This window comes from Naumannella halotolerans, from assembly GCF_004364645.1.
Taxonomy (GTDB): Bacteria; Actinomycetota; Actinomycetes; order Propionibacteriales; family Propionibacteriaceae; genus Naumannella; species Naumannella halotolerans.
In genome coordinates, this window is the sequence record NZ_SOAW01000001.1 from 1,401,444 (window position 1) to 1,423,528 (window position 22,085).

Consider the following 22,085-nt stretch of genomic DNA (forward strand, 5'->3'; position numbering starts at 1 on the left):
GCTGACGGTCTGTCGCAGGGGCGGTGACGGATACTGCGCCGCCGGCCGATCAACGGCACACCCCGGGACAGCAGGAGTCGGGCAGTGGCAGACTCCCGGGTGAGAAGTGAGGACGGAGGTGGTGTCGAGGTGGCGAAGCGGCGGAACCCGCAGATGCGTTCACGGGCGATGCGTGCCCTCAGTCTGGGCGAGACCTCGATCCTGATCAGCCGACGCACGCTGCGCAGCGGCATCGGTCGCTGGCGGAACCGGATCTGGATGATCGTGCAGTGCGCGGTCACCGCCGGCGTCGCCTGGTGGTTGGCCATCGTGCTGCTGGGCCACCAGCAACCGGTGTTCGCCGCGATCGCGGCGGTGCTGACCCTGGGCACCAGCTACGGCAAGCGGTACAGCCGGGCCCTGGAGGTCGGCGTCGGTGTCTTCATCGGGGTGGCGATCGGCGACCTCTTCTTCTCCCTCTTCGGCGCCGGAGTGCCGCAGATGATCGCCGCAGTGGTGATCTCGATGTCGGTGGCCACCATCCTCGGCGCCCGCACGCTGATGATCATGCAGTCGGCGGTGCAGGCGATCTTCGTGATGACCCTGGCCACCGCACCGAACCAGGGATTCAGCCGGTGGCTGGATGCCCTGCTGGGCTTGAGTCTGGCGATGCTGGTGGCGCTGCTCGCCCCGACCGGGCCTGCCCTCAAACCTCGCTTCGCCGCCGCCAATGTGCTGCGCGAGGTCGCCGACTGTCTGCGGGACACCAGTGCGGCACTCGACGCCGACGACCCCGATGCCGCCGACCGTGCCCTGCAGCGGGCCCGGAACAGCCAGCGATTGCTGTCGACGCTGTCGGACAGCATCGACGAGGCCCTGGCCGTTGCTCGCTACTCGTTGTTCCGCTCCCGGCACAAGGACCGGGTCGGTCAGCTGGCTGATCTGTACGACCCGTTGGACCGGCTGGTGCGGAACCTGCGGGTGCTCGCCCGCCGCAGTGCGGTGGCGCTGTGGCGGGGCGAGAGCGTACCCATGGCGTACCTGGAGATCATGCGGCAGACCGGGCAGATCCTGGAGTTCTGCGCCAACGAGCTCTTCGAGGGCCGGGTGCCCAGTGAGGCGCAGGCGCGGCTGATCCGACTCGGCCGCAGCAGTTCGCGGGTACAGATGGCTGACGATCTGTCCGCGGTGGTGATCCTGGCCCAGCTCCGGTCGATGATGACCGATCTGCTGCAGTTGTCCGGGATGCCGTACCCGCAGGCCCGGGAGGCGATCCCGGAGGTCGGTCGCTGACCTCGGTTTGCCCCGAACCCCGACGCCGGGTACGGTCGTAGACGCACTGGTCGAGAGACCGGTTGGCGACGCGGGGTGGAGCAGCTCGGTAGCTCGCTGGGCTCATAACCCAGAGGTCACAGGTTCAAATCCTGTCCCCGCTACCACCATCAACGGGCCCGAGATCCTCGGATTCCGGGCCCGTTGGCTTTGCGGTCTCCGGTGGACGTTCCTGGGTGACCTCCGGTTCGACAGCGGCACCCTCGCTCGCGCGTGAACTTTCCGAACTCTTCCGCAGGAACGGCCAGCTGGGGAGCCCTCGGAGGGCGATTCCCGCAGAAGGAATCCGCGGGGGCGATTTGGATCTCCAAGGGGCCATCCACTAAAATTGAACATCGCGACGCGGGGTGGAGCAGCTCGGTAGCTCGCTGGGCTCATAACCCAGAGGTCACAGGTTCAAATCCTGTCCCCGCTACCACCGACATCGGGCCCGGGATTTTCGGATTCCGGGCCCGATGCATGTTCCGGGCCGTGGTCTCCCTCACTCGAACAGCGGCAGCCGGCCGACGCCCCTCGGCACCCGGCCGGCTACCTCCGCGCCCCGAGTGCAGACCGCCCTCTCGGGACCCCGCGTTTGTTTCGAGTCGGGCTTCACTCGAGTCGGGCTTCATCCGAGTCGGGCCTCATCCGTCGAGCCCATCTGACTCGAGCCCATCTGACTCGAGCCCATCTGACTCGGCCCCACTAGCGCGCAGGGGCGACTCATCGAGGTTGACGCTCGTTGCACTCACGCTGGCTCAACCGCTTCCTTCGTTCCTTCCGCAAGAAGCGCCCCCTAACGCGCCGAACGAGGGCAATTCCTGCAGAAGAGATGCCGACCCAACACGGCTCGGCGGACCCGACCCAACACGGCTCGGCGGGCCCGAAGACAGCAGGATTCCCAGGCCGCGCTACTCGGTGTCCTCCCGGGGTGCCGAATCCTGCGCCTTGTCGGGTGCAGTCGCTGCCTGCAAGTCCTTCAGGAGAGGCCCGATGACGTCAACGGGATTGCCGCCGCTGAAACCGACGAAGGTTTCCAGGGGCATGCCCCCGGCAACCCGGAAGACCTCGTCCGTGGCCGGAATCGGTGAACCCTCCGATGTGGCGGCCAATGCCTGCCGCATGAGACCGGAGCCCACCGGATCGGCGAGCCACTCGTTGATGCTGGACTCCCCCGTCAGCGGCGCGCGCTTCAACTCCACGTCCAGGCTGATCGTCTCGGTCAGCGGCAGCGACCTCGACGACGGACCGACCGCGATCGTGTACTCACCGGGGTCTGCGGTCCAGCCCTGCTCACCCCAGTAGGCGAAATCACGCTCACCCAGCTCGAACTCGACGGTCCGGCTCTCACCGACCGGGACCCGGACCTTCTCGAAGCCGCGCAGTTCGCGTACCGGACGGTCGACCCGGGCACTGTGCGGAGCCAGGTACAGCTGGACGACTTCGCTGCCGTCCCGCTCACCGGTGTTGGTGATCGTCGCCCGCACCGTCGCCTGCGCGGTCTGCGGATCCGGGACGACGACCTCGAGATCGGAGTAGGCGAAGGTGGCGTATCCCAGCCCATGACCGAACGGGAACCGCACCTCGAGTTCGCGGGCGTCGTACCAGCGGTAACCGATGTAGACCCGCTCGCCGTAGAGGACGACATGATCGCTGCCCGGCCAGTTCAGGTACGCCGGGGTGTCGGACAGCCGCAGCGGGACCGTCTCGGCCAGGCGCCCACCCGGCTCCGAGATCCCGAACAGCAGATCCGCAGCCGCCGAGCCGGAGGCCTGACCGCCGAGCCACATCTCGAGGATCGCCGAGGCGTCGGCAACCGGGCCGAGGTCGACGACCGCGCCGTTGCTGAGGACGACGACGACCGGCACATCGCGGGTGGACAGTGCCTCGATCAGGGCCAGTTGGGCCTCGGGGAGGTCGAGGTGCTCCCGGTCGAACCCCTCGGATTCGGCGGCATCGGGCAGTCCGACGAACAGCACCACGACCGCGGCCTCCTGCGCATTGCGGGTCGCCGTGGCCAGCACCTCGTCATCGCGTTCCCCGTCGAGCCGGTATCCGGCTTCGAAGGTGACCGGGCGCGCCGTGGCCCGGCTGATCGCATCGAGAGCCAGATCGAGCCTGGTCGGGTTGATGTGGGAGCTGCCCGCCCCCTGGTACCGCGGGGTACGGGCCAGCTCTCCGACCACGGCGATGGTGCCCTGCCCATCTGGGTCGAGCGGCAGGATCCCGTCATTGGTCAGCAGGACGCTGCCGGCGCTCGCCGCCTGGCGGGCGAGTGAGTGGTGCGCCTCGAAGTCGGGTTGCGGCAGCTCGCTGCGCGCAGCGCGGAGTCGATCATGGGTGGTGAGGATCCGGGAGACTGCGAGGTCCAGCGTCTCCTCGCTCAGCCGCCCGTCGTCGATCGCTGCGAGCAGCGGCGCGACGCTGCCGTTCCCGCGCGGCGGCATCTCCAGATCGAGACCAGCGGCCAAGGATTCGACCGAGTCGCTGACCGCTCCCCAGTCCGAGACCACGTACCCCTCGAAGCCCCAGTCGTCGCGGAGCACCTCGGTCAGCAGCCACCGGTTCCGAGACGCATGCACCCCGTTGATCCGGTTGTAGGAGCACATCACCGTCGCCGGCTGGACTTCGGTCACGATGTGTTCGAAAGCCGGCAGGTAGATCTCCCGCAGTGTGCGCTCGTCGACCTCGGCGCTGATCTTCAGCCGATCCGTCTCCTGGCTGTTGGCCGCGAAATGCTTGACCGATGCGCCGACCCCCTTCACCTGGATGCCGCGCACCCAGCCGGCACCGAGCGCACCGGCGTGCAGCGGATCCTCGGAGAGGTACTCGAAGTTGCGCCCGCACAAGGGGGACCGCTTCATGTTCACCCCCGGCCCGAGCAGGATGTCGACGCCCAGCGCCCGGGCCTCGGTACCCAGCGCCTCGCCGATCCGCTGCAGCAGCGAGACGTCCCAGCTCGATCCCAGCGCGCTCCGGTCGGGAAGGCCGTCGCCGGCGCACTCTGGGCGATCCCGAGATGGTCCTCACCGGTGTCGGGGTTCTGCATCCGCACACCGTGCGGCCCGTCGGTGAGTGTCGCCCCCTCGATCCCCGCGTGCTCGATCGTCTCGGTGGTCCAGAACGTGGCGCCCGAGACGAGGCTCGCCTTCTCCTCGCGAGTCAGGCGGTCAAGAGCCGGATGGGTCATGGTGGGAAGCTCCTCGGGCATGTCGGCGATGATCGCGGTCGGGATCCCCAACATACAGACGCGTCGAATGCCGGGCACAGGGTCGCACCCCGCATCCGCGGTAGGGAGACGACGGACGGACCATGGTGACCTACCGGCGCCTGACGGACCGACGAGGCATGATGGGACACATGCCGGATCCGACCACCCCTGAGCTGTTGATGGTGGTCGACGGCAACTCGTTGTTGCACCGCAGTTTCCACGCCCTGGCCGCCAGCAATGCCCGCAACCGCGCAGGTGAACCGATCTGGGCGATCCGCGGGCTGCTGACCCAACTGGTGGTGGCGGCCGAACGGATCGGGCCGCAGCGGATCATCGTCGGTTTCGACGACCCCGACCGCAACTGGCGTCGCGAGCGCTGGCCGCACTACAAGGCTCAGCGGGCGGAGAAGCTGCCCAGCCTGGATTCGCAGTTGCTCCTGGCCCGCGCGGTGCTGGACGAGCTCGGGGTGCAGGTCGTCTGCCCCGAGGCGCAGGAGGCCGATGACGTGCTCGCCTCGGTCTCGGCCCGGGCCGGCACCGAGGGAGGCCAGTGCGTGGTCGTCACCTCCGATCGCGACGCCTTCTGCCTGATCAACTCCCACACCCGGGTACTGCGGGTGATCAACGGCGGGGTCGACGCCTCACCGGTGCTCACCCCCGAGCGCCTGCAGCTGATGATCGGCATCGGCCCACAGCAGTACCCCGACTTCGCCGCGCTGCGCGGTGACCCGTCGGACAACCTTCCCGGCGTTCGCGGGATCGGCCCCAAACGTGCGGTCACCCTCCTCACCGAGGTCGGCGACGGGGAGCAGATCTTCGCCGACGCCGAATCGGGCGGTGAGTTGATCACCGCCGCGCTCAGCCGTACCTGGGCCCAACGCCTGGCCGATCCCACCGCCCGGCAGGTGTGGCAGCACAACCGGCAGGTGATGCAGATGCGCCACGATCTCGACCTGGGCCCGCTGACCGACCGGGGCAGGTTGCCCCTGTCGGCTGCGGCGGTACGGCAGGTACTGCTCGACCTCGGACTACCGGCCACCGCCCGTACCGCCGCCCGGGTGCTGGCCGAGGACCCGAACGCCGAGACCGAATCGGCCACCACCGATTCCCTGGGCTGGCAGAGCCGGGCACAGTGGCAGGGCGCCCGTCGATCGCTGCCGGCGCTGCCGGTGAATCTGCAACCGACCCTCTTCTGAGCGCGCTCAGACGCTCCGGCCGGGCCGCGGATCGGTCGCCAGCAGTCCGTAGATTCCGGTGTCGGTCCACTCACCCTTGATGTACCAGTCCTGCCGCAGATGCGCCTCGTGCTTCATCCCGAGCCGCTCGCACAACCGGGCCGAGGGCTCGTTGCGCGGATCCAGCTGCGCCGCCACCCGGTGCATCCCGAAAGTCCCGAAAGCGATGTCGAACAGGGCATTCACCGCCTCGGTCGCGTACCCCTTCCCGGCGGCCGATCGTGCGAACACCCAACCGACCTCACCCTTGGAGCGGGAACCGTCGGTCGCCCACAGGGCAAGATCACCGATCATCACACCGTCCCGCTCGACCACCAGGGCCAAACCGGCCGACGGCGGCTCGATGCCCGCCCGCTCGACCCGCTCGTTGACCCGCTGGGTGGCGAGCTCGAGGGTCCAAGGATCGTCGAGCAGGTAGCGGGCCACCTCCGGATCGGAGTAGTAGGCCAAGGAATCGGCGACATCGTCGGGCCGATAGGCACGCAGGAGCAGGCGCTCGGTACGGATGGGCAGCGTTACCGTTCTGGACACTCGCTCAGCCTAGGGCGAACAGCCCGCACCGGACAGCCGATCCGCTCCGGTGCAGTGATCAACTGGGCTAGGTTGGCCTGCATGGTCCCGTCAGTCCGCTATCCCCTACACCAACGCCGGCTCGACAACGGTTTGCGCGTGGTGATCAACCCGGACCCGGCAGTACCGGCCGTGGCGGTGAACCTGTGGTACGACGTGGGCTCGCGGCACGAGGAGCCCGGACGCTCGGGCTTCGCGCATCTGTTCGAGCACCTGATGTTCCAGGGATCGGCCCATGTCGGATCGGGCAAGCACATCTCGATGCTGCAGGCCGCGGGCGCGTCGGTGAACGCCACCACCTGGTTCGACCGGACCAACTACTTCGAAGCGCTCCCGGTGGGTGGACTGGACCTGGCGCTGTGGTTGGAGGCCGACCGGCTGTCCACCCTGCTGGAGGCGGTCACCCAGGAGAACCTGGACAATCAACGCGAGGTCGTGAAGGAGGAGAAGCGGCAGCGCTACGACAACGTCCCCTACGGGTTGATGATGCAGTTCCTGGTGCAGAACACCTTCCCTGCCGATCATCCCTACGGTCACACCACGATCGGTTCGATGGAGGATCTGGACGCCGCCGAACTCGCCGACGTCCATGCCTTCTTCCGCCGCCATTACATGCCGAACAATGCGGTGCTGACGATCGCCGGTGGTATCGAGGTCGATGACGCGATGACGCGGGTCGAGCGCTACTTCGGTCAGATCCCGGCCGGGGAGCTGCCGGAGACGCCGAAGACCCCGCCGCTGCCCGCGCTCAGTGGCGTACCCCGGACCGAGGTACGCGCGCCCGTGCCGGCCGATGCGCTCTATCTGAGCTGGCGCCTGCCGGCCCTGGACCAGCGCAGTTTCGATGCGGCTGATCTTGGTCTGTCGATCCTGGGTGACGGCCAGACCTCGCGGCTCTACCGGCGTCTCGTCCGCGAAGATCAACTCACCACCGGGGCCGAGGCATCTGCCCTCGGGTTGATCGGCGGCAACTCCTTCGGATTCGCCTCCGCCCGCGCACGCGAGTCGGTCGACATCGCCCAGGTGGAGGCGATCATGATCTCCGAGATCGAACGGTTCGCGGCCGAGGGACCGACCGACGAGGAACTGCTGCGAGCCAAGGCCCAGTACGAACGTCAGTGGCTGTCCGCCCTCGCCACCTTGGCCACCCGGGCGGATCAGATCTCCTCGGCCGCCACCTTGCTGGACGATCCCGAGGAGATCAATCAACGCTTGATCACCATCGACGGCATCGACACCGCCGAGATCACCGCTGCCGTCGCCGAACACCTGACCGCCGATGCACGGGCCGCGGTCGTCTACCGAGCGATCGGTGAGGACGACCCGGTGACCGTCACCTCCGAAAGGCTGCCGTCATGATCACCCAGGCACCACTGGTGGCCGCGCCGCAACTCCCGCACTTCGCCACCCCGAGCAGCAGCCAACTGGACAACGGGTTGAAGATCATCGTCCTGCACCTTCCCGGCCAGCACGTGGTCAGCGTCAGCGCAGTCGTCGACGCCCCGCTGGGCGAGGACGACCCCGAGGGCGTCGGCAGCATCTGCGCCCGTACCCTCGACGAGGGGACACTGTTGCACCCGGGTGGACGTTTCGCCGAGGTGTTGGAGAACAGTGGCGCGGTCTTCGGCGCCTTCCAGGAACTGCACGGGATCGTCGCCGGGATCGACGTCCCGAGCACCCGCCTGCCCGAGGCGTTGGAGCTGTTCGCCGAGGCATTGACCACACCGGAGCTGTCGACGGCAGATGTCGAGCGTCACGTCGCCCTGCGGCTGGCCGAGATCGAACAGCAGGCGGCCAATCCGGGTTTCACCGCGGCCAAGGAGTTCCGGCGGGCCGTCTACTCCGCTGACTCCCGGGTCTCCCGCCCGCTGGCCGGTGACGCCGACTCGGTGGCCTCGATCTCCGCCGGTGCCGTGCAGGGCTACCACCACTCGCGCTACACCCCCGACGCCACCACGATCGTGATCGGCGGCGACTTCTCCGGGGTCGACCCGGTGCGGCTGGTCGAGGCCGCGCTCGGCCACTGGGAGGGCCGCTCGCATGCCCCGACCCAACCGCTGACCGCCCCCGGTGATCGCGAGTACCGGCTGATCAGCCGGACCGAGGCGGTCCAGGCCAATCTGCAGCTGGGCGGTTTCGGCATCGACCGGACCGACCCTCGCTGGCCCGCCCTGCGCGTCGCCCTCTACGCCATGGGCGGATCCTTCGGCAGCCGGCTGAACCTGCTGCTGCGCGAGGACCTCGGCTACACCTATGGCGTCCGGCTCTCCCCCAGCCCGCTGCGCAGCGGTGGCAGCTTCGCCCTCACCGGCTCCTTCCGTACCGAGGTCACCGCCGATGCGATCGACCAGGCGCTGGCGACCATGTTCGACGGCCGTCCGATCACCGAGCAGGAGGTGGCGAATGCGGTCAACTACTACATCGGCAGCGCACCCCTGACCTGGGCCACCGCCGAGGCGCTGGTCGACCAGACTTCGCGGCAGGTGCTCAACGGCCAGCCCGAGGACTACCTGGCCACCTCCCTGCGTGCCCTCTCCGAGGTCACCGCCGCACAGGCGAGCAAGGCCTATGCCGAGATCGTCACCCCGGACAAGCTCAGCCTGATCGTGGTGGGCGAACCGTCCCTGGCCGAGAGCCTGCCGCAGCCGGACTCGCTGCCGCCGCTGGGCACCGACTGACAGGCTGAGCACCGACCGATGATCATCGACTGGTGATCGCGCCGGCCACCGCCGATCAGGTCACGAAAACCGGAGTCAGCGGCTGAGCGGACCACCCACGAGGTGCCCGCCGACGACCGTCAACCCGACCGACAACTGCCGCAGCACCCGTGCCGCGTCGGCGGAGCCGGTACCGGCCAGCGGATCCCGATCGACCAGCACCAGGTCGCCGCGACCGCCGGCCTGGACGGCCGCGACGCCGCCGGTGCTGGCGGCCAGCGCCTGCTGGGCGGTGAGCGCCTCGTCGGCGTACCAGGCCGGACGGTCGTCGGCACTGCGGTGCACCGCAGCCGCCATCGCCAGCCACGGATCCAGCGGCGCCACCGGGGCATCGGAACCGAGCCGCAGGGTGACTCCGGCCTGCAGCATCGAGGCGAACATGAAGCAGCGGTCGGTACGGTCCGGCCAGACCTGCTCGGCGACGTCCCGGTCGTCCAGCAGATGCGCCGGTTGCACACTCGCGACCACCGACGCCCGGGCCATCCGCTGCAGATCGGAACGCTGCAGCAACTGTGCATGCTCGATGCTGCCGCGCGCCCCGCTGGCCTCGATCGCCGACAGGGCAGCACTCACCGCCCGGTCGCCGATCGCATGTACAGCCACCTGCAGGCCCCCGATACGGGACCGCTGCAACAGCTCCAGCAACTCCTCCGGAGTCTGGTTCGACTGTCCATGATCACCACCGGGATGATCACCGTGATCGGCATAGGGCTGACAGCACCAAGCGGTACGGGTGTTCAACGAACCATCGGAGATGATCTTGAACGGTCCCATCGTCAACCGTCCGCTGCGATCCAACGGGTCGCCGGTCTGCAACCCGGCTGCCAGCACCTGCGGCAGTTCGTCGGCGTAACAGGAGACCTGTATCCGCAGCCTGTCGAGTCCGGCGGCGAAGCGGTGCGGCCATCGGCGCCAGCCGTCACCGAACTCGAAGTCGACCAACCCGACGACTCCCCTGTCGGCCGCGTCCTGCAGAGCCCGGGCACAGGCATCATGTTCGGACTCCCGGGCCGACAGACGCTCCACCTGCGGCGCGATCGCGAACCAGTCGTCCTCCGACAGCGCCCCGCTGACCGGTGGTAGCCCGAGCATCCGTAGCGCCGCCGAGTTAAACCAGCACTGGTGGGAGTCACCGCTGATCAGCGCCGTCGGTCGATCACCGGTGACCGCATCCAGGTCGGCGACCAGCGGCAGATCGGGCCAGACCGCGGACCGGTGGCCGAAACCGACCAGCGGCTGGTCCCCCTCGTCGGCGGCGGCGATGACCGCCAGCCGGGCACACAGATCAGCTGCCGACTCCGCGGCCGACAGATCCAGTTTGGATCGCAGCCGTGCCCACTGCAGCAGATGCACATGGCCGTCCCACAGACCCGGCAGCAGCCACCGGCCGTCGGCGTTGATCTCGGGCACTCCGGTGTCCTCGAACCCGGCCGCTGCCGTACCACTCTCGGCAACGGCAGCGATCCGGCCGTTGCGGATCAGGACGTCGACGACCTGCGCGACCGGGTCCGCGGTCAACGGGACCGGCCGGGCACGCCGGATGATCAGTGATCCGGCCACCCATCAGCCTCCGCCGAGCGCCTGCTGCGCCCGCCGCGTCGCGGCAGCGGCCTCGTCCTGCTTCTCCTGGTACAGGCCGAGGTCACCGTCGGCCAGGGCCTGGTTGGCCTCCTCGTTGGCCGTCAGCGCGTCGTTGATCGCCTGCAGGGCGGCCGGATTGTCCACCTCGGACGGGTCGACGCTCTGATCGCTCTCGGTTCCCTCGCCCTCCTCGGCCTCGACCTCACCCTCACCGGTGCTGGCACCGGCATCACCGGCGAAGACCTGGTCCAGGGCCCCCTGCAGGGTGGGATCGATCGCCACGGTGGAACCGAAGCGGACGATCACGAACTGCAGCGCCGGGTACGACCCGGTCGAGGCCTGCCGTTGGACATAGACCGGCATCACGTTCAGCAGCCCACCGCCGACCGGCAGCGTCAGCAGGTTGCCGTAGCTCACCTGGGCGGTTCCGGCGTTCTGGAAGCGCAGCAGGGTGTCGGCGACCGTCGCATCGTTCGTCATGGCGGCGAAGACCTGCCCGGGACCGTCGGTCTGTTGCGAGTCCGACATCCGCAGCACCCGCATCTGCCCGTAGTTCTCCGAACTCGCGTCGGCATTCACCGCCATGAAGGCCGCCAGGTTCGACCGGTTGCTCGGGACGTAGATGGAGGTCAGGGCGAAGTTGTCCTCCTGTTCCTGAGGCCAGCGCACCGACAGGTAGTACGGCGGAACCTTCGAGGAGTTGCCACCGACCGGATCCACCGGCACCTCCCACAGGTCATTCTCCTGGTACCAGACCGCCGGGTCGGTCATGTGGTACTTGCCGAGGATCTGTCGCTGCACCTTGTACAGATCCTCGGGATAGCGCAGGTGTTCCATCAGCTCGTCGCTGATCGCCGAACGGGGCTGCACCGAATCGGGGAATGCCTTGCGCCAGGTCTGCAGCAGCGGATCGGTCTCGTCCCAGGCATAGAGGGTGACGGTGCCGTCGTAGGCATCGACCACCGCCTTCACCGAGTTGCGGATGTAGTTGATCGAGTCCGTTGGCTGGGTGGTGGCCGAGGCATTGGTCTGGGAGTCGGTGATCGCGTCGGTCAGCGAGATCCGCTGGCTGTTCGGATAGTTGTTCGTCAACGTGTACCCGTCGACGATCCACTTGATTCGGCCGTCCACCGCCGCCGGATAGGCATTGGAGTCGACCTGCAACCACGGCGCGGCCGCCTGCACCCGCTCGACCGGGGTCCGGTCGTAGATGATCCGGGACTCGCTGTTCACCCGGTCCGAGAGCAGGATCTCCGGCGAACCCATCCGGATCGCGTAGAGGATCCGGTTGAACCAGTTGCCGATCGGTACGCCGCCGGTGCCGTCGTAGGTGTTCAGCGTGGGGGTGTTGTTCTCCCCGCCACCGGGGGTGTCGATCTCGATCGGTGCCGATCCCTCGGGGGCGCCGACGATCGAGTACCCGGTGTTCAGCTCGCCGAAGTAGATCCGCGGTTCGTACTCGGGCAGCTCGCCCTCCGGCGGGATGTCCTGCTCCACCCATTCGGGGGTGCCGTTGGCCTGTCGCCGGTTGCCGTAGGCACCGACCAGCCCGTACCCGTGGGTGTAGACGGTGACCATGTTGTTCCAGGTCGGGTTCTCCACACCGGCCGGGTCGAGCTCACGGGCGGCGACCACGGTGTCGGTCTTCGTACCGTCGATGTCATAGCGGTCGACGTCCAGGACCGAGGGGAAGGAGTAGAAGTCACGGACCTGCTGCAGCTGCTCGAAGGTCGGGCCGACCTTCGCCGGATCGATCAGCCGGATGCCCGGCAGGGCCCCGGCGTCCTGCCGCAACTGGCCGGCAGTGGCGGTCGTGTCGGCGGAGTACTCCTCGACCTGCACGTCCTCGACGTCGTAGGCCTCGCGCGTGGCGGCGATGTGCTGGGCGATGTAGGGACGTTCCAGGTCGGGCTCGTCGGGAGCCACGGTGATCGCCTGCACGATCCCGGGATAGATCACCCCGAGGATCAGCGAGGACACCACCATCAGCGCCAGGCCCGCCATCGGCAGCAGCCACCGGCGGACGAAGATGGTGGCCCAGAACAGCAGCGCGCAGATCACGGCGATGCCGGCGAGGATGGTGGAGGCACTCACCTGGACGTTGTCGGAGGTGTAGGTGAGACCGGTCAGCAAGGTGCCGGTCTCCAGGGTGTAGCTGTAGCGGGCGAGCCAGCGCTCGGCACCGAAGGCCAGCACGGCCAGACCGATCAGCACCGACAGGTGCACCCGAGCGGCGGTGGTCACGTTCTGGGCGCCGCGACCGAAACGCAGCCCGCCCATCACGTAGTTCATGATCGCCACACCGAGGGCGGCGGTGAGCAAGGTGGTGACGGCGAAGCTGAGGATGTAGCTGTACCAGGGCAGGTCGTAGACGAAGAAGGACAGGTCCAGGCCGAAGCGCGGATCGACCTGACCGAAGGGCGTGCGGTTGGCGAAGGCGAGGAAGAGCGCCACCTGGCCGGCGGCGCTGGCCCCGGAGAACAGGGCGACCGCACCACCGAGGGCGATCATCGTCGGCACGAACCGCGACTCCAGCAGTTCCCGGTACCGCTCGAGCAACTGGCTGCCGACCGGCCCCTGGCGGACCGAGGGGCGTAACCGGTACGCCAGGACCACGTTCCCGACCACGATCAATGCCGTCAGCAGACCGAAACCGGCAAACAGGATCACCCGGGTCAGCAACTGGGTGGAGAAGACCTGCGGAAAACCGAGGTTGTCGTACCAGAGTCGGTCGGTCCACACGCCGGTGGCGAGCAGACCGACGACCAGCAGTGCCACCAGCGCCACAAGGGTCGGCAGCAAAGCGTTGCGTCGACGGCGCAGCGCAGGGGTCGTCATCGTGATGCTCCTGGGAAGTTCGCGGTCTGGTCAGGCAAGGGTAGTCGCTAGCAAGGAGGTCAGTCCCGGGGCGAGTTCGGGGCCGCCGAGCAGGTCCTCGGGGCTGCTGCTGAGGCGTCCGACCCCGTAGGCGGCACCGGCCCGGGTGACCCCGACGACCAGCCGAAGGTCTTGTCGGTCCGGATGGTTCTCGACGAAGGCCTGCGCCTGCTCGGGGTCCTCGGGCAGGTCCTCCTCGGCGGCCGCGGGCAGGAAGCTTCGCTCCAGGGCCAGCGCACAACCCTTCACCGCCTCGGGCCACTGCACCTGCTGCAGCGACTCGAGGACGTCGTCGGTGACGAAATCGGTCTGTTCGATGGCGGTCCAGGCGCCCGGTACGGACTCGGTGATACCGAACTCCTGGGCGACCTCGGGTGAGTCGCGCAGGATCTCCTCGGTCGGCACCAGGGCGAACAGCCTCGGCGGTACGTCCCAGCCCTCGGCCTGGCAGTGCCGGTCGAGTTCGATCAGGGCAGCGGCCAGCGCACTGGTGGCCGGGTCGAGATCCGGCTCCTCCCCGGTGGCATCGGTCGGTTCGTCGGGAGTCAGCATCGGGGCACCTGTCCAGCGGTCGCGGGATCTCGCAGCAGGTCGACGGCATCGATCGCCTCGGCCAGGCTGGACACCGGTACGACCGCGATGTCGGGATGGTTGGAGGTGATGTCGGCGCAGTTGCCGGCAGGGGTGAGGAAGGCGGTCGCACCGGAGCGTTCGGCAGCGGCGATCTTCTCGTCCACGCCGCCGATCTCGCCGACCACGCCATCGGGGGTGATCTCCCCCGATCCGGCGATGGTCAGGTCTCCGAGCAGGGGTTCGGGAGTGATCTTGTCGTAGATCGCCAGGGCGAAGATCAGGCCTGCGCTCGGGCCGCCGATCGCCGGATCGACGTTGTAGCTGACCTGGGGGGTGGCTCGGTATCCGGTGGTCAGCTCGATGCCGACGATCGGCGCCCCGGTGTCACTGTTCGACGCCCCGAGGACCACCGGGATGGTCATCTCCCTTCCCTCCCGCAGGATCAGGAAGGTGACCTCGTCACCCACCTCGTACCGTCCGATCAGGCTGGTCACCTCCGACGGTGCGCGGGTGGTCACCCCGCCGACCTCGACGATCAGGTCACCGGCCTGCAGCAGACCCTCGGCCGGACCGGCGCTGGTGACGCTGGCCACCTCCGGTCGCTCCTCCACCGGTTGCCCGGCTTCTCGCAGGGCCGCGATCAGGGCGCTGTCCTGAGAGGTGGTCATGTCGGTGCTGGACTGTTGGTCGATCTCGTCGGCGGTGACGCCTTCGCGGTAGTAGGCCTCCCGCGGCAGCGTTTCCCGACTGGGCAGGAAGTGGGCAAGGATCGCCTCGGGAACGCCGACGGTGCCACTGACCTGGGTGACGGCGACGGTGGTCATCTCCAGCCGCCCGGTCGTCGGGTAGGTCTGCACCGACCCCAGGTCGACCAGTGGCTCGCCCTCCTCGTTGGTGGCCATCACGTCCACCGCGCCGCCGGGGGTGAAGACCACGAAGGGTACGGGGATCACCGCCAGCCCGATGGCGAGGCCGACGAAGACCATCGCCGAGACCAGTGCGGTCATCGTCTGCCGGGTCACTGGGCTCCACTCCACTGGCTGGAGCCGTTGTCCCAGATCTGTTCCTTCCAGATCGGCACCTGTTCCTTCACGGTGTCGATCAGGTCGCGGCATGCCTCCAGGGCCGGTCCACGGTGGACCGCGGAGGTCGCGACGACCACCGCCAGATCCCCGACGCCGAGGTCCCCGATCCGGTGTTCGACCGCCACATGGCGTACCTGGTGACGCCCGGCCACCTCACGGCAGATCTCGGCCAGGGTCTGCTCCGCACTCGGGTGGCAGGTGTATTGCAGTGCCACCACCCGGTCCTCGGCCCCGATCGGGTCCCGGTCGGTGCTGAGGCCGATCGAGACCGGGTCGATGTCGCGGACGGTACCGACGAACAGGCCGATGCCCCCGCAGCCGGGATCGGTGACCGCGGCCAGGACCGTGTCCACGCTCAGTGGCTCGGCGCTGATCCGGGCCAGCCGTACCGGATCGACGAGTTCTGTGGACACGGCGCAAACCCTACCCGCCCGAGCCCTGGCTGCCGAGCCGCGAGTCCGGGCGTACCGCTGCTCGGACCGGAGCAACCCCGAGCCGGATCCGGATCCGTCGGGACGCCTGCTCGGCGTCTGCGGTACGAGAACTTGCGCAGTGCGGTTGAATGGGTGGACCACCAATCAGGAGAGTCAGTGATGTCCGACAAAGAGCCGTTCGACCCGGACCGACCCGACGACCATCCCGACCAGTCGGGTGACCAGCCCGGATCCGACCAGCCCGGGTTCGACAAACCCGGGTCGGGCAACACCGGTGGCCCCGGCTCGTCCGAGAGCAACTCACAGCCGGGTCTGGGCCCACGGCCGAACAACTCGCAGAACGAGGACAGCGGCGCAGGAAACCCGAACGACCCCTTCGCGGCGATGTTCGGCCAGCTCGGCGGGGGCGACTTCTCCCAGTTGATGCAACAGGTGCAGCAGGCCCTCTCGCAACTCGGTCTCGGCCAGTTCGGCGCCGGTCAGTTCGGTGCCGCCGCGGAGTCCGGCAACCGGATCGGTTTCCAGGCGCCGAATGCGTCGGCCACTGCCGCTGGTACCGCCGACGGTGTGAACTGGAATGTGGTCCGCGATGTCGCCCGCAAGGCAGCCGCTGCCCAGGGCAGCGATCCGACGCCGACGCGGGCTCAGCAGGAGGCGGTCGCCGATGCCGTCCGGTTGGCCCAGTCCTGGCTGGACGGTGCCACCGAACTGCCCGCCTCCTCGGCCGCCGCCCGGGCCTGGTCCAGGGCCGAATGGATCGAGAAGACGATCTCGGTCTGGCAGCGCCTGGTCGACCCGGTGGCCACCAACATGGCCTCGGCCATGGCCGACACGATGACCTTCGGCGACGGCCCGGAGGCACAGATGCTGGCCGGTATGGAACAGATGTTGAAGCCGATGCTGCGCACCAGCGGTTCGCAGATGTTCGGTATGCAGGCAGGACAGGGAATCGGTGCGGTGGCCGGCGACATCCTGAGCGGGACCGACAACGGGCTGCCGCTGCTGGATGCCTCCACCATCGCCTTGGTGCCCAGCAACATCGACGCCTTCGCCGACGGCCTGGACGGTGACACCGACGACCTGCTGATCTACCTCGCCCTGCGCGAGGCTGCCCGGCAGCGGTTGTTCGCCCATGCGACCTGGTTGCGCCCGCAGGTGCTGGCCCTGATCGAGGAGTACGCCAAGCAGATCACGATCGACACCTCCCGGCTGGAGGAGTTGATGGGCTCGGCCGGTGGGTTGGACCCGGAATCGCTGCAGAAGATCGCCCGCCAGCTGCAGGACAACACCTTGTTCGTCCCGGCCAGGACGCCCGATCAGGAACGCATCCTGGAACGGCTGGAGACCCTGTTGGCCCTGGTCGAGGGCTGGGTCGACGATGTCGTGGCGACGGTGGCGGAGAAGTGGTTGCCGAATGCCGAGGCCCTGGCCGAGCTGATCCGCCGGCGACGCGGCGCCGGCGGCCCGGCCGAGGAGACCCTGACCCAGCTGGTCGGGCTGGAACTGCGTCCGCGGAAGGTACGCGAGGCCGCGAAGCTGTGGCAGGTCCTGCGGCAGCGCTCCGGGGCACAGGCACGGGAGGCGGCCTGGACCCATCCAGACCTGTTGCCGAGCAGCGAGGATCTCGCCGACCCGTTGGGTTACGCGCCCGGTGGGGACGACGAGGGCGACGACTTCGACGCCGCGCTGTACTCCCTGCTCGACGGTGACACCGGCTCGGGACCGGATGAACCGGACTCCGACGCCGACGACTCGGGGCCCGATCGCCCGCAAGGGTGACTCGGGAACCGGACGGTCCGGCTCGGGCGGTCTGACTCAAGCGGTCTGACTCAGGCGGTCTGGCTCGGGCGGACTGACTCGGGCGGACTGACTCGGGCGGACTGACTCGGGCGGACCGACTCAGGCGGACCGGCTCGGTTCGACTCAGCTCGGCTGGGCCTGGCTCGGCTCGGTCCGACTCAGCTCGGCTGGGCTCGGCTCGGTCCGGGCAGTCTCGGTCCGGGCCAGCGCATCGCTCCAACCGGACAGATAGGCCTTCGCCCGTTCGGCATCGGCGTAGGCATTCACCAGGGACCAGAACCGCGCATTGTGTTCCCGCTCGACCAGATGCGCCAACTCGTGCAACAACACATAGTCGACGACCCAGCTGGGCATCGGTCGCATCCGGTCCGACAGGCGGATCGTCCCTGCCGAGGGGGTGCAGGAACCCCACCGGGTGTTCTGGTTGCCGACCCAGCGCACGCTGGCCGGTAGCGGCGCCCCGACCGCCGAGAGGTGTTCGCGGCTGAGCTCGGCAGCCCGCCGCAAAAGATCGGGCTCGCTGTCGGGACTGCGCTGCCGGGATTCCTTGGCCAGGACCTTGGAGACCATCTCGGGCACGATCTGGCGTTCCTCGGCCTTCGTCGTGTGCTGCGGCAGCATGACCACGATCTTGCCTGCGTCGCGGTAGGCGGTGATGGTACGTCGGCGACGGGCGCTGCGTCGTACCTCGACCTCGACCCGGCCATGATCGGACGGCGCCGCCCCCTTCAGCTCGACCGCGTGCTCGTCACCGGCCGGGACCATGTCGGCCGACGCTGCTTCGCCTCCGTCGGGTCTGTGCCCGCCTGAACCTGACATGGGCCACATTCTTGCATCCGGGTCCGACATCGGGACCGTTCACCGATCGGACCCGCGGGTGATCATCAGCCACCCGGTTCACCGGGCCGAAAAATTCTTTCTCGGCGAGGACTGTGCTCCCCGGACCGGACCAAGAGCACCACTGGTATGCGGGTTCTCCCCCGATGAGGGAGTTGCTCCACAGGGATGACCGGCGCGCTCCACACCGGATCCACAAAGTTTTCCACAGGCCGTGGACGCAGCGTGCGGCAGTCCTTCGACACCCGCTTGACGGCCTGCTCGGACTGCCCTAGGTTTCTTGCACAGGCCCCCGGATGGTCGGCCCGCTCGCAGGGGAAGGCTAGCGGAACCGATGTTCCCGGGGGCCTTCTCCATGTCCGCACGTCAACGACTGACGACCCGTCGCGGCACGCGGGCCACCGGCCGGATCGACTGCGGATCGGCCGGTGTCACGTTCGGACCGGCGCAAGGGCCTGTGGAAATCTTCCGGACACCTCGATCCGGGGGCCGACGATGGTGTGATGACGATCCCCGAACGTCCGCGGCTCAACCCCGACAGCCCGATCCTGCAGCGACCGGACGGCACTCACCAGGTGGGTCTGCACCACCGGCCCGTCCTGCTACCGGCCAGGCTCGAACCCCTGCTGCTCGCGCTCGACGGGCGTTCCTCGCCGACCGGACTGGCGGCCCGGACAGGTCTTCGGCGGACCGAGATCGAGCTCGTCCTGCAGGCATTGGCGGGATCCGGTCACCTCACGGCCGGCACCACCCGCTCCGGCGGCGGCGCGAGCCTCGCTTCGCCACCGCCTGTGGCCTGCGGTTCAGTCACACTGATCGGCAGTGGTGTGCTGGTCGAGGAAGCCGCTCACCTGTTGCGTCAGCTCGGTCGGCGCGCCCGGTTGCTGCGCCACCCCCGCCGGTTGAGTCCACCGGACCCGAGCGCGCTCGGCGCGGACCCGGGTCTGTGTGTGCTGGCCCTGGGAAGCAGGGAGGCCGACCGGGCGGTGGTCGCGACCGTCCACGCAACCGGGCACCCGTACCTGCTGGTCGACTCGGCGTCGACCTGGGTACGAGTGGGACCACTCGTGCTTCCCGCGATCACCCCCTGTCCGCGCTGCGCCGATCTGCACCGACGCGACCACGACCGCGACTGGCCGTGGCTGGCCGCGCAACTGGCCCGCCCCGCTGAGGAGCCCGGGCCCGGGCTGCGAACCTGGGCACTGGGCCAGTTGCTCACCCAGAGTCAGGCCCTGGCCGCCGATCGGTCACCGTTCTGCCTCGGCGCCAGCGTCGAACTCGACACCAGCACCTGGCTGCCGACCCACCGCCGCTACCGTGCTCATCCCGACTGTCCCTGCGGTGCCAGCGAGTGAGCGGGTGACATCGCACCTCAGCGATCTGGCTGATCCGCTGTCGGGCTTTCGGCTCGGCGCCGGCATTGTGGGTAGTCATTCGGCCATCGCTGCCATATGCGGCAGCAATGGCCCAATTGCGACCGCAAATGCCGGCATCGGCCCGGGCCTCGCCTGCCACCCACGTCACGGTCGTCAGTCACAATGGAACTGTGACCCCAGCCGACGACGACAAGTTCTCGCTCCGACGCGGAACCCTCTCCCGTACCGGCCGGTTGCTCTCCCTGCCGGCCGGGGCTGCCGGACGCGCCGGACGCCGCCTGGGCAACCGGATCGGTGGCATGGACCGCGCGAGCGCCGACGCCCAGTCACGCGAGCAGGCCGCCGAACAGCTCTTCCAGGTCCTGGGTGAGTTGAAAGGCGGCGCGATGAAGCTCGGCCAGATGCTGTCGGTCTTCGAATCCGCCATGCCGGAGGAGATCGCGGCGCCGTACCGGATGCGGATGCGGAAGCTGCAGGACTCCGCGCCACCGATGCCACCGTCGAGGGTACAGAGCATCCTCGCCGCCGAACTCGGCTCGAACTGGCCCTCGCTGTTCAGCGGTTTCGGCCCCCGACCGGTCGCGGCGGCCTCCATCGGCCAGGTGCACAAGGCAATCTGGAAGGCGACCGGTACACCGGTGGCGGTGAAGCTGCAGTACCCCGGGGCCGATCAGGCGCTGGCCACCGACCTGCGTTCACTGCATCGGGTGGCGTCGATGTTCGCCCCGCTGACCGGTGGCCTGGAGGTGAAGCCACTGATCGCCGAGCTGGTCCGACGGATGGGACAGGAGACCGATTACGCCATCGAGGCCGCCAGTCAGCAACAGGCCGCCGAACGATTCGACGGCCACCCCGAGTTCGTCGTACCGACCGTGCGGCTGCACACCCAGCATGTCATCGTCAGCGACTGGGTCGACGGGATGCCGCTGTCGAGGGCCGCGGATCTGGAGCCCGAGCACCGTAATGCGATCGGCCTGCGCTATGTCCGGTTCCTGTTCGCCGGGCCCCGCGAAGCCGGCCTGCTGCACGGTGATCCCCACCCGGGCAACTTCAAGGTCCTGCCCGACGGCCGCCTGGGCGTGGTCGATTTCGGCCTGGTCGAGTCGATGCCGAACGGACTTCCCGAGGCCATGGGCCGCCTGATGTCCATGGCTGCGAGCGGCGACGGCGAAGGAACCCTGGCCGGGCTGCGCGCCGAGGGCTTCGTCCGTCCCGACGCCGATGTCAGCGCCACCGAACTGCTCGACTACCTCTCCCCCTTCATCGAGCCGGCACTGGCACCGGAGTTCCATTTCACCCGTCACTGGATGCGTACCGAGTTCGAGCGGGTCAACGCCACGGTCCGTCCCGGCGGCATCGCCACCCAGCTCAATCTTCCCGCCCACTACCTGCTGATCCATCGGGTGTGGCTGAGTGGGATCGCGGTCCTGGCGCAGCTGGATGTCCGGGCCGGTTTCTCCGGTGTGCTGGCCGAGTTCCTCCCCGGCTGGCAGGTCGAACGCGAGTGAGTCGGGCGTCGTGCCGGTAGCGGCGCCGCCTACCCGGACAACCGCCAGCCCAGCAGCTGCAGGCGGTCGGCATGCTGTTCCAGCGCCTCTTCGATCACTTCGGGATGGCTGTCCCAGAACGTGCGGTGTTCGCGCCGGACCCGGTCGTCGGGGACTCGCTGGTTGTCGATCAGCCACTCCGCCGACGGTTCCCGGTCCAGCCCGAGAGCCTGCACCACCTCGGCATCCACCGGCGCCCGGACCGATCCGAGCAGCACCCGTCCGGGATCGGTCACCTCGGTGTCCAGCCCCAGCCGGGCACGTACCCGCTCGGCCAGAGCACGGACCAGGCCGTTGTCGGGATGGTTCAGGGTCCAGAACTGCCCCGGGCGGGCGGCGACCACATCGTGGATCTCGATGGTCTGCTGGGCGGCGGCGCGATCACGCATGGTGGTGATCGAGTCGGTGGAAATCTGTCGCAGGGCGGCGGCGAACTCCGCAGCGCCGAGTTCGTGGGGACCACCGCTGATCCCGGCCACCTCGGCGATCAGCCGCAGATCCTGGTACGGGATGTCGGGTTCGGCCAGGCCGGGAGCGCGGACCAGCACCTGGAAGGGATGGGCGGTGTTGTCGCGCACCGTCGGGAAGAGCACCACCTGTGCACCCGCGGGCAGCAGCTGTCGCACCTGGTCGGTCCCCAACGGGAGCTCGCGGTAGTTCTCCCGGACCGGTTGGGCCAACAAGACGTCGGTCCGGGCCAGCAATCGTTGCAGGTACGGCAGATCGGCGGCGGTCAACTCATGGACCGGCGGGATCCGCACCGTCTGCAGGTCCGGTACGTGCCGGTGGCTGTCCAGGCAGACCCGCAGGGACTCGGCGAGACAGTTGCCCAGCACCACAGTCACCGGTAGTCCGCTGTCGGGGATCTCGCTCAGACCGTAGAAGGTCCCGTAGTGGCGGCGGCGGCCCGAGTCCTCGCTCGTAGCAGCTGTCCGCTGCTGTTGTGACATCG

The 22,085-nt window shown here is 68.6% G+C and carries 17 protein-coding genes and 2 tRNA genes; 9 read left to right on the forward strand and 10 right to left on the reverse strand.

The window, feature by feature from the left end; genetic code table 11:
* The first annotated feature begins 84 nt into the window (after positions 1–84).
* The 3 genes from CLV29_RS06485 to CLV29_RS06495 all read left to right on the forward strand — a co-directional run bounded on the left by CLV29_RS06485 (position 85) and on the right by CLV29_RS06495 (position 1,729).
* Positions 85–1,272 (forward strand): FUSC family protein, encoded by a 1,188-nt coding sequence (locus CLV29_RS06485; protein WP_133754149.1) that lies wholly within the window; start codon positions 85–87, stop codon positions 1,270–1,272.
* Positions 1,273–1,341: 69 nt separating this feature from the next.
* Positions 1,342–1,418 (forward strand) — tRNA-Met (locus tag CLV29_RS06490).
* A 234-nt stretch (positions 1,419–1,652) separates the two neighbouring features.
* Positions 1,653–1,729: transfer RNA gene (locus CLV29_RS06495), tRNA-Met, on the forward strand.
* 472 nt (positions 1,730–2,201) lie between these two features.
* On the opposite strand, the gene CLV29_RS06500 is transcribed toward CLV29_RS06495, so the two are convergent.
* A complete protein-coding gene (locus CLV29_RS06500) occupies positions 2,202–4,259 on the reverse strand; it encodes a glycoside hydrolase family 3 C-terminal domain-containing protein (protein WP_341799750.1) in 2,058 nt (685 codons plus the stop codon).
* Positions 4,157–4,534 (reverse strand): hypothetical protein, encoded by a 378-nt coding sequence (locus CLV29_RS16430; RefSeq protein ID WP_208292785.1) that lies wholly within the window; start codon positions 4,532–4,534, stop codon positions 4,157–4,159. Before CLV29_RS16430 ends, CLV29_RS06500 begins: the two co-directional genes overlap by 103 nt.
* Before the next feature lie 116 nt (positions 4,535–4,650).
* On the opposite strand from CLV29_RS16430, the gene CLV29_RS06505 reads away from it, so the two are divergent.
* Positions 4,651–5,697, forward strand: a complete 1,047-nt coding sequence (locus CLV29_RS06505) for a 5'-3' exonuclease (RefSeq protein WP_166649154.1) — start codon at positions 4,651–4,653, stop codon at positions 5,695–5,697.
* Between the two features lie 6 nt (positions 5,698–5,703).
* Here the strand turns inward: CLV29_RS06505 and CLV29_RS06510 are convergent, their stop codons facing one another.
* A complete protein-coding gene (locus CLV29_RS06510) occupies positions 5,704–6,267 on the reverse strand; it encodes a GNAT family N-acetyltransferase (protein ID WP_208292786.1) in 564 nt (187 codons plus the stop codon).
* Positions 6,268–6,348: 81 nt separating this feature from the next.
* On the opposite strand from CLV29_RS06510, the gene CLV29_RS06515 reads away from it, so the two are divergent.
* Together CLV29_RS06515 and CLV29_RS06520 are read left to right on the forward strand one after the other, a co-directional pair.
* Complete coding sequence (locus CLV29_RS06515) at positions 6,349–7,665, forward strand: M16 family metallopeptidase (protein WP_133754151.1); 1,317 nt, start codon at positions 6,349–6,351, stop codon at positions 7,663–7,665.
* Positions 7,662–8,984 (forward strand): M16 family metallopeptidase, encoded by a 1,323-nt coding sequence (locus tag CLV29_RS06520; RefSeq protein WP_133754152.1) that lies wholly within the window; start codon positions 7,662–7,664, stop codon positions 8,982–8,984. The genes CLV29_RS06515 and CLV29_RS06520 overlap by 4 nt, the downstream gene beginning before the upstream one ends.
* A 75-nt stretch (positions 8,985–9,059) precedes the next feature.
* On the opposite strand, the gene CLV29_RS06525 is transcribed toward CLV29_RS06520, so the two are convergent.
* Genes CLV29_RS06525 through CLV29_RS06545 form a run of 5 tightly spaced genes read right to left on the reverse strand, consistent with a single transcriptional unit; the run spans position 9,060 to position 15,552 of the window.
* Positions 9,060–10,583 (reverse strand): amidohydrolase, encoded by a 1,524-nt coding sequence (locus CLV29_RS06525; protein ID WP_208292787.1) that lies wholly within the window; start codon positions 10,581–10,583, stop codon positions 9,060–9,062.
* Positions 10,584–10,586: 3 nt separating this feature from the next.
* Entirely contained in the window at positions 10,587–13,442 is a 2,856-nt protein-coding gene (locus CLV29_RS06530) for a UPF0182 family membrane protein (RefSeq protein ID WP_133754153.1), read from the reverse strand.
* A gap of 30 nt (positions 13,443–13,472) precedes the next feature.
* Entirely contained in the window at positions 13,473–14,033 is a 561-nt protein-coding gene (locus CLV29_RS06535) for a PPA1309 family protein (protein ID WP_133754154.1), read from the reverse strand.
* Positions 14,027–15,091 (reverse strand): YlbL family protein, encoded by a 1,065-nt coding sequence (locus tag CLV29_RS06540; RefSeq protein WP_166649155.1) that lies wholly within the window; start codon positions 15,089–15,091, stop codon positions 14,027–14,029. Before CLV29_RS06540 ends, CLV29_RS06535 begins: the two co-directional genes overlap by 7 nt.
* Positions 15,073–15,552: a molybdenum cofactor biosynthesis protein MoaE gene (locus CLV29_RS06545; RefSeq protein WP_133754156.1), complete on the reverse strand. Its 480-nt coding sequence runs from the start codon at positions 15,550–15,552 to the stop codon at positions 15,073–15,075. Before CLV29_RS06545 ends, CLV29_RS06540 begins: the two co-directional genes overlap by 19 nt.
* 180 nt (positions 15,553–15,732) lie before the next feature.
* On the opposite strand from CLV29_RS06545, the gene CLV29_RS06550 reads away from it, so the two are divergent.
* Positions 15,733–17,352 (forward strand): zinc-dependent metalloprotease, encoded by a 1,620-nt coding sequence (locus CLV29_RS06550; RefSeq protein ID WP_133754157.1) that lies wholly within the window; start codon positions 15,733–15,735, stop codon positions 17,350–17,352.
* A 144-nt stretch (positions 17,353–17,496) separates the two neighbouring features.
* Here the strand turns inward: CLV29_RS06550 and CLV29_RS06555 are convergent, their stop codons facing one another.
* Entirely contained in the window at positions 17,497–18,192 is a 696-nt protein-coding gene (locus CLV29_RS06555) for a M48 metallopeptidase family protein (protein WP_243831770.1), read from the reverse strand.
* A gap of 446 nt (positions 18,193–18,638) precedes the next feature.
* Between CLV29_RS06555 and CLV29_RS06560 the strand changes: the two genes are divergently transcribed.
* Together CLV29_RS06560 and CLV29_RS06565 are read left to right on the forward strand one after the other, a co-directional pair.
* The gene (locus CLV29_RS06560) at positions 18,639–19,565 is read left to right on the forward strand and encodes a hypothetical protein (RefSeq protein WP_133754158.1); all 927 of its coding nucleotides are present in this window, start codon (positions 18,639–18,641) and stop codon (positions 19,563–19,565) included.
* Positions 19,566–19,756: 191 nt separating this feature from the next.
* On the forward strand, positions 19,757–21,094 hold the full coding sequence (locus CLV29_RS06565) for an ABC1 kinase family protein (RefSeq protein ID WP_243831771.1): 1,338 nt from the start codon (positions 19,757–19,759) through the stop codon (positions 21,092–21,094).
* Positions 21,095–21,123: 29 nt separating this feature from the next.
* Here the strand turns inward: CLV29_RS06565 and CLV29_RS06570 are convergent, their stop codons facing one another.
* Positions 21,124–22,083, reverse strand: coding sequence for a WcbI family polysaccharide biosynthesis putative acetyltransferase (locus tag CLV29_RS06570; RefSeq protein ID WP_133754159.1), 960 nt, complete (start codon positions 22,081–22,083; stop codon positions 21,124–21,126).
* Positions 22,084–22,085 lie beyond the last annotated feature (2 nt).

Bases quoted from the DNA above. Each gene is read 5' to 3' on its own strand.
- CLV29_RS16430 (WP_208292785.1), bottom strand. From the start codon at position 4,534: ATGTTGGGGATCCCGACCGCGATCATCGCCGACATGCCCGAGGAGCTT.
- CLV29_RS06505 (WP_166649154.1), top strand. From the start codon at position 4,651: ATGCCGGATCCGACCACCCCTGAGCTGTTGATGGTGGTCGACGGCAAC.
- CLV29_RS06515 (WP_133754151.1), top strand. From the start codon at position 6,349: ATGGTCCCGTCAGTCCGCTATCCCCTACACCAACGCCGGCTCGACAAC.
- CLV29_RS06520 (WP_133754152.1), top strand. From the start codon at position 7,662: ATGATCACCCAGGCACCACTGGTGGCCGCGCCGCAACTCCCGCACTTC.
- CLV29_RS06530 (WP_133754153.1), bottom strand. From the start codon at position 13,442: ATGACGACCCCTGCGCTGCGCCGTCGACGCAACGCTTTGCTGCCGACC.
- CLV29_RS06535 (WP_133754154.1), bottom strand. From the start codon at position 14,033: ATGCTGACTCCCGACGAACCGACCGATGCCACCGGGGAGGAGCCGGAT.
- CLV29_RS06550 (WP_133754157.1), top strand. From the start codon at position 15,733: ATGTCCGACAAAGAGCCGTTCGACCCGGACCGACCCGACGACCATCCC.
- CLV29_RS06555 (WP_243831770.1), bottom strand. From the start codon at position 18,192: ATGTCAGGTTCAGGCGGGCACAGACCCGACGGAGGCGAAGCAGCGTCG.
- CLV29_RS06570 (WP_133754159.1), bottom strand. From the start codon at position 22,083: ATGTCACAACAGCAGCGGACAGCTGCTACGAGCGAGGACTCGGGCCGC.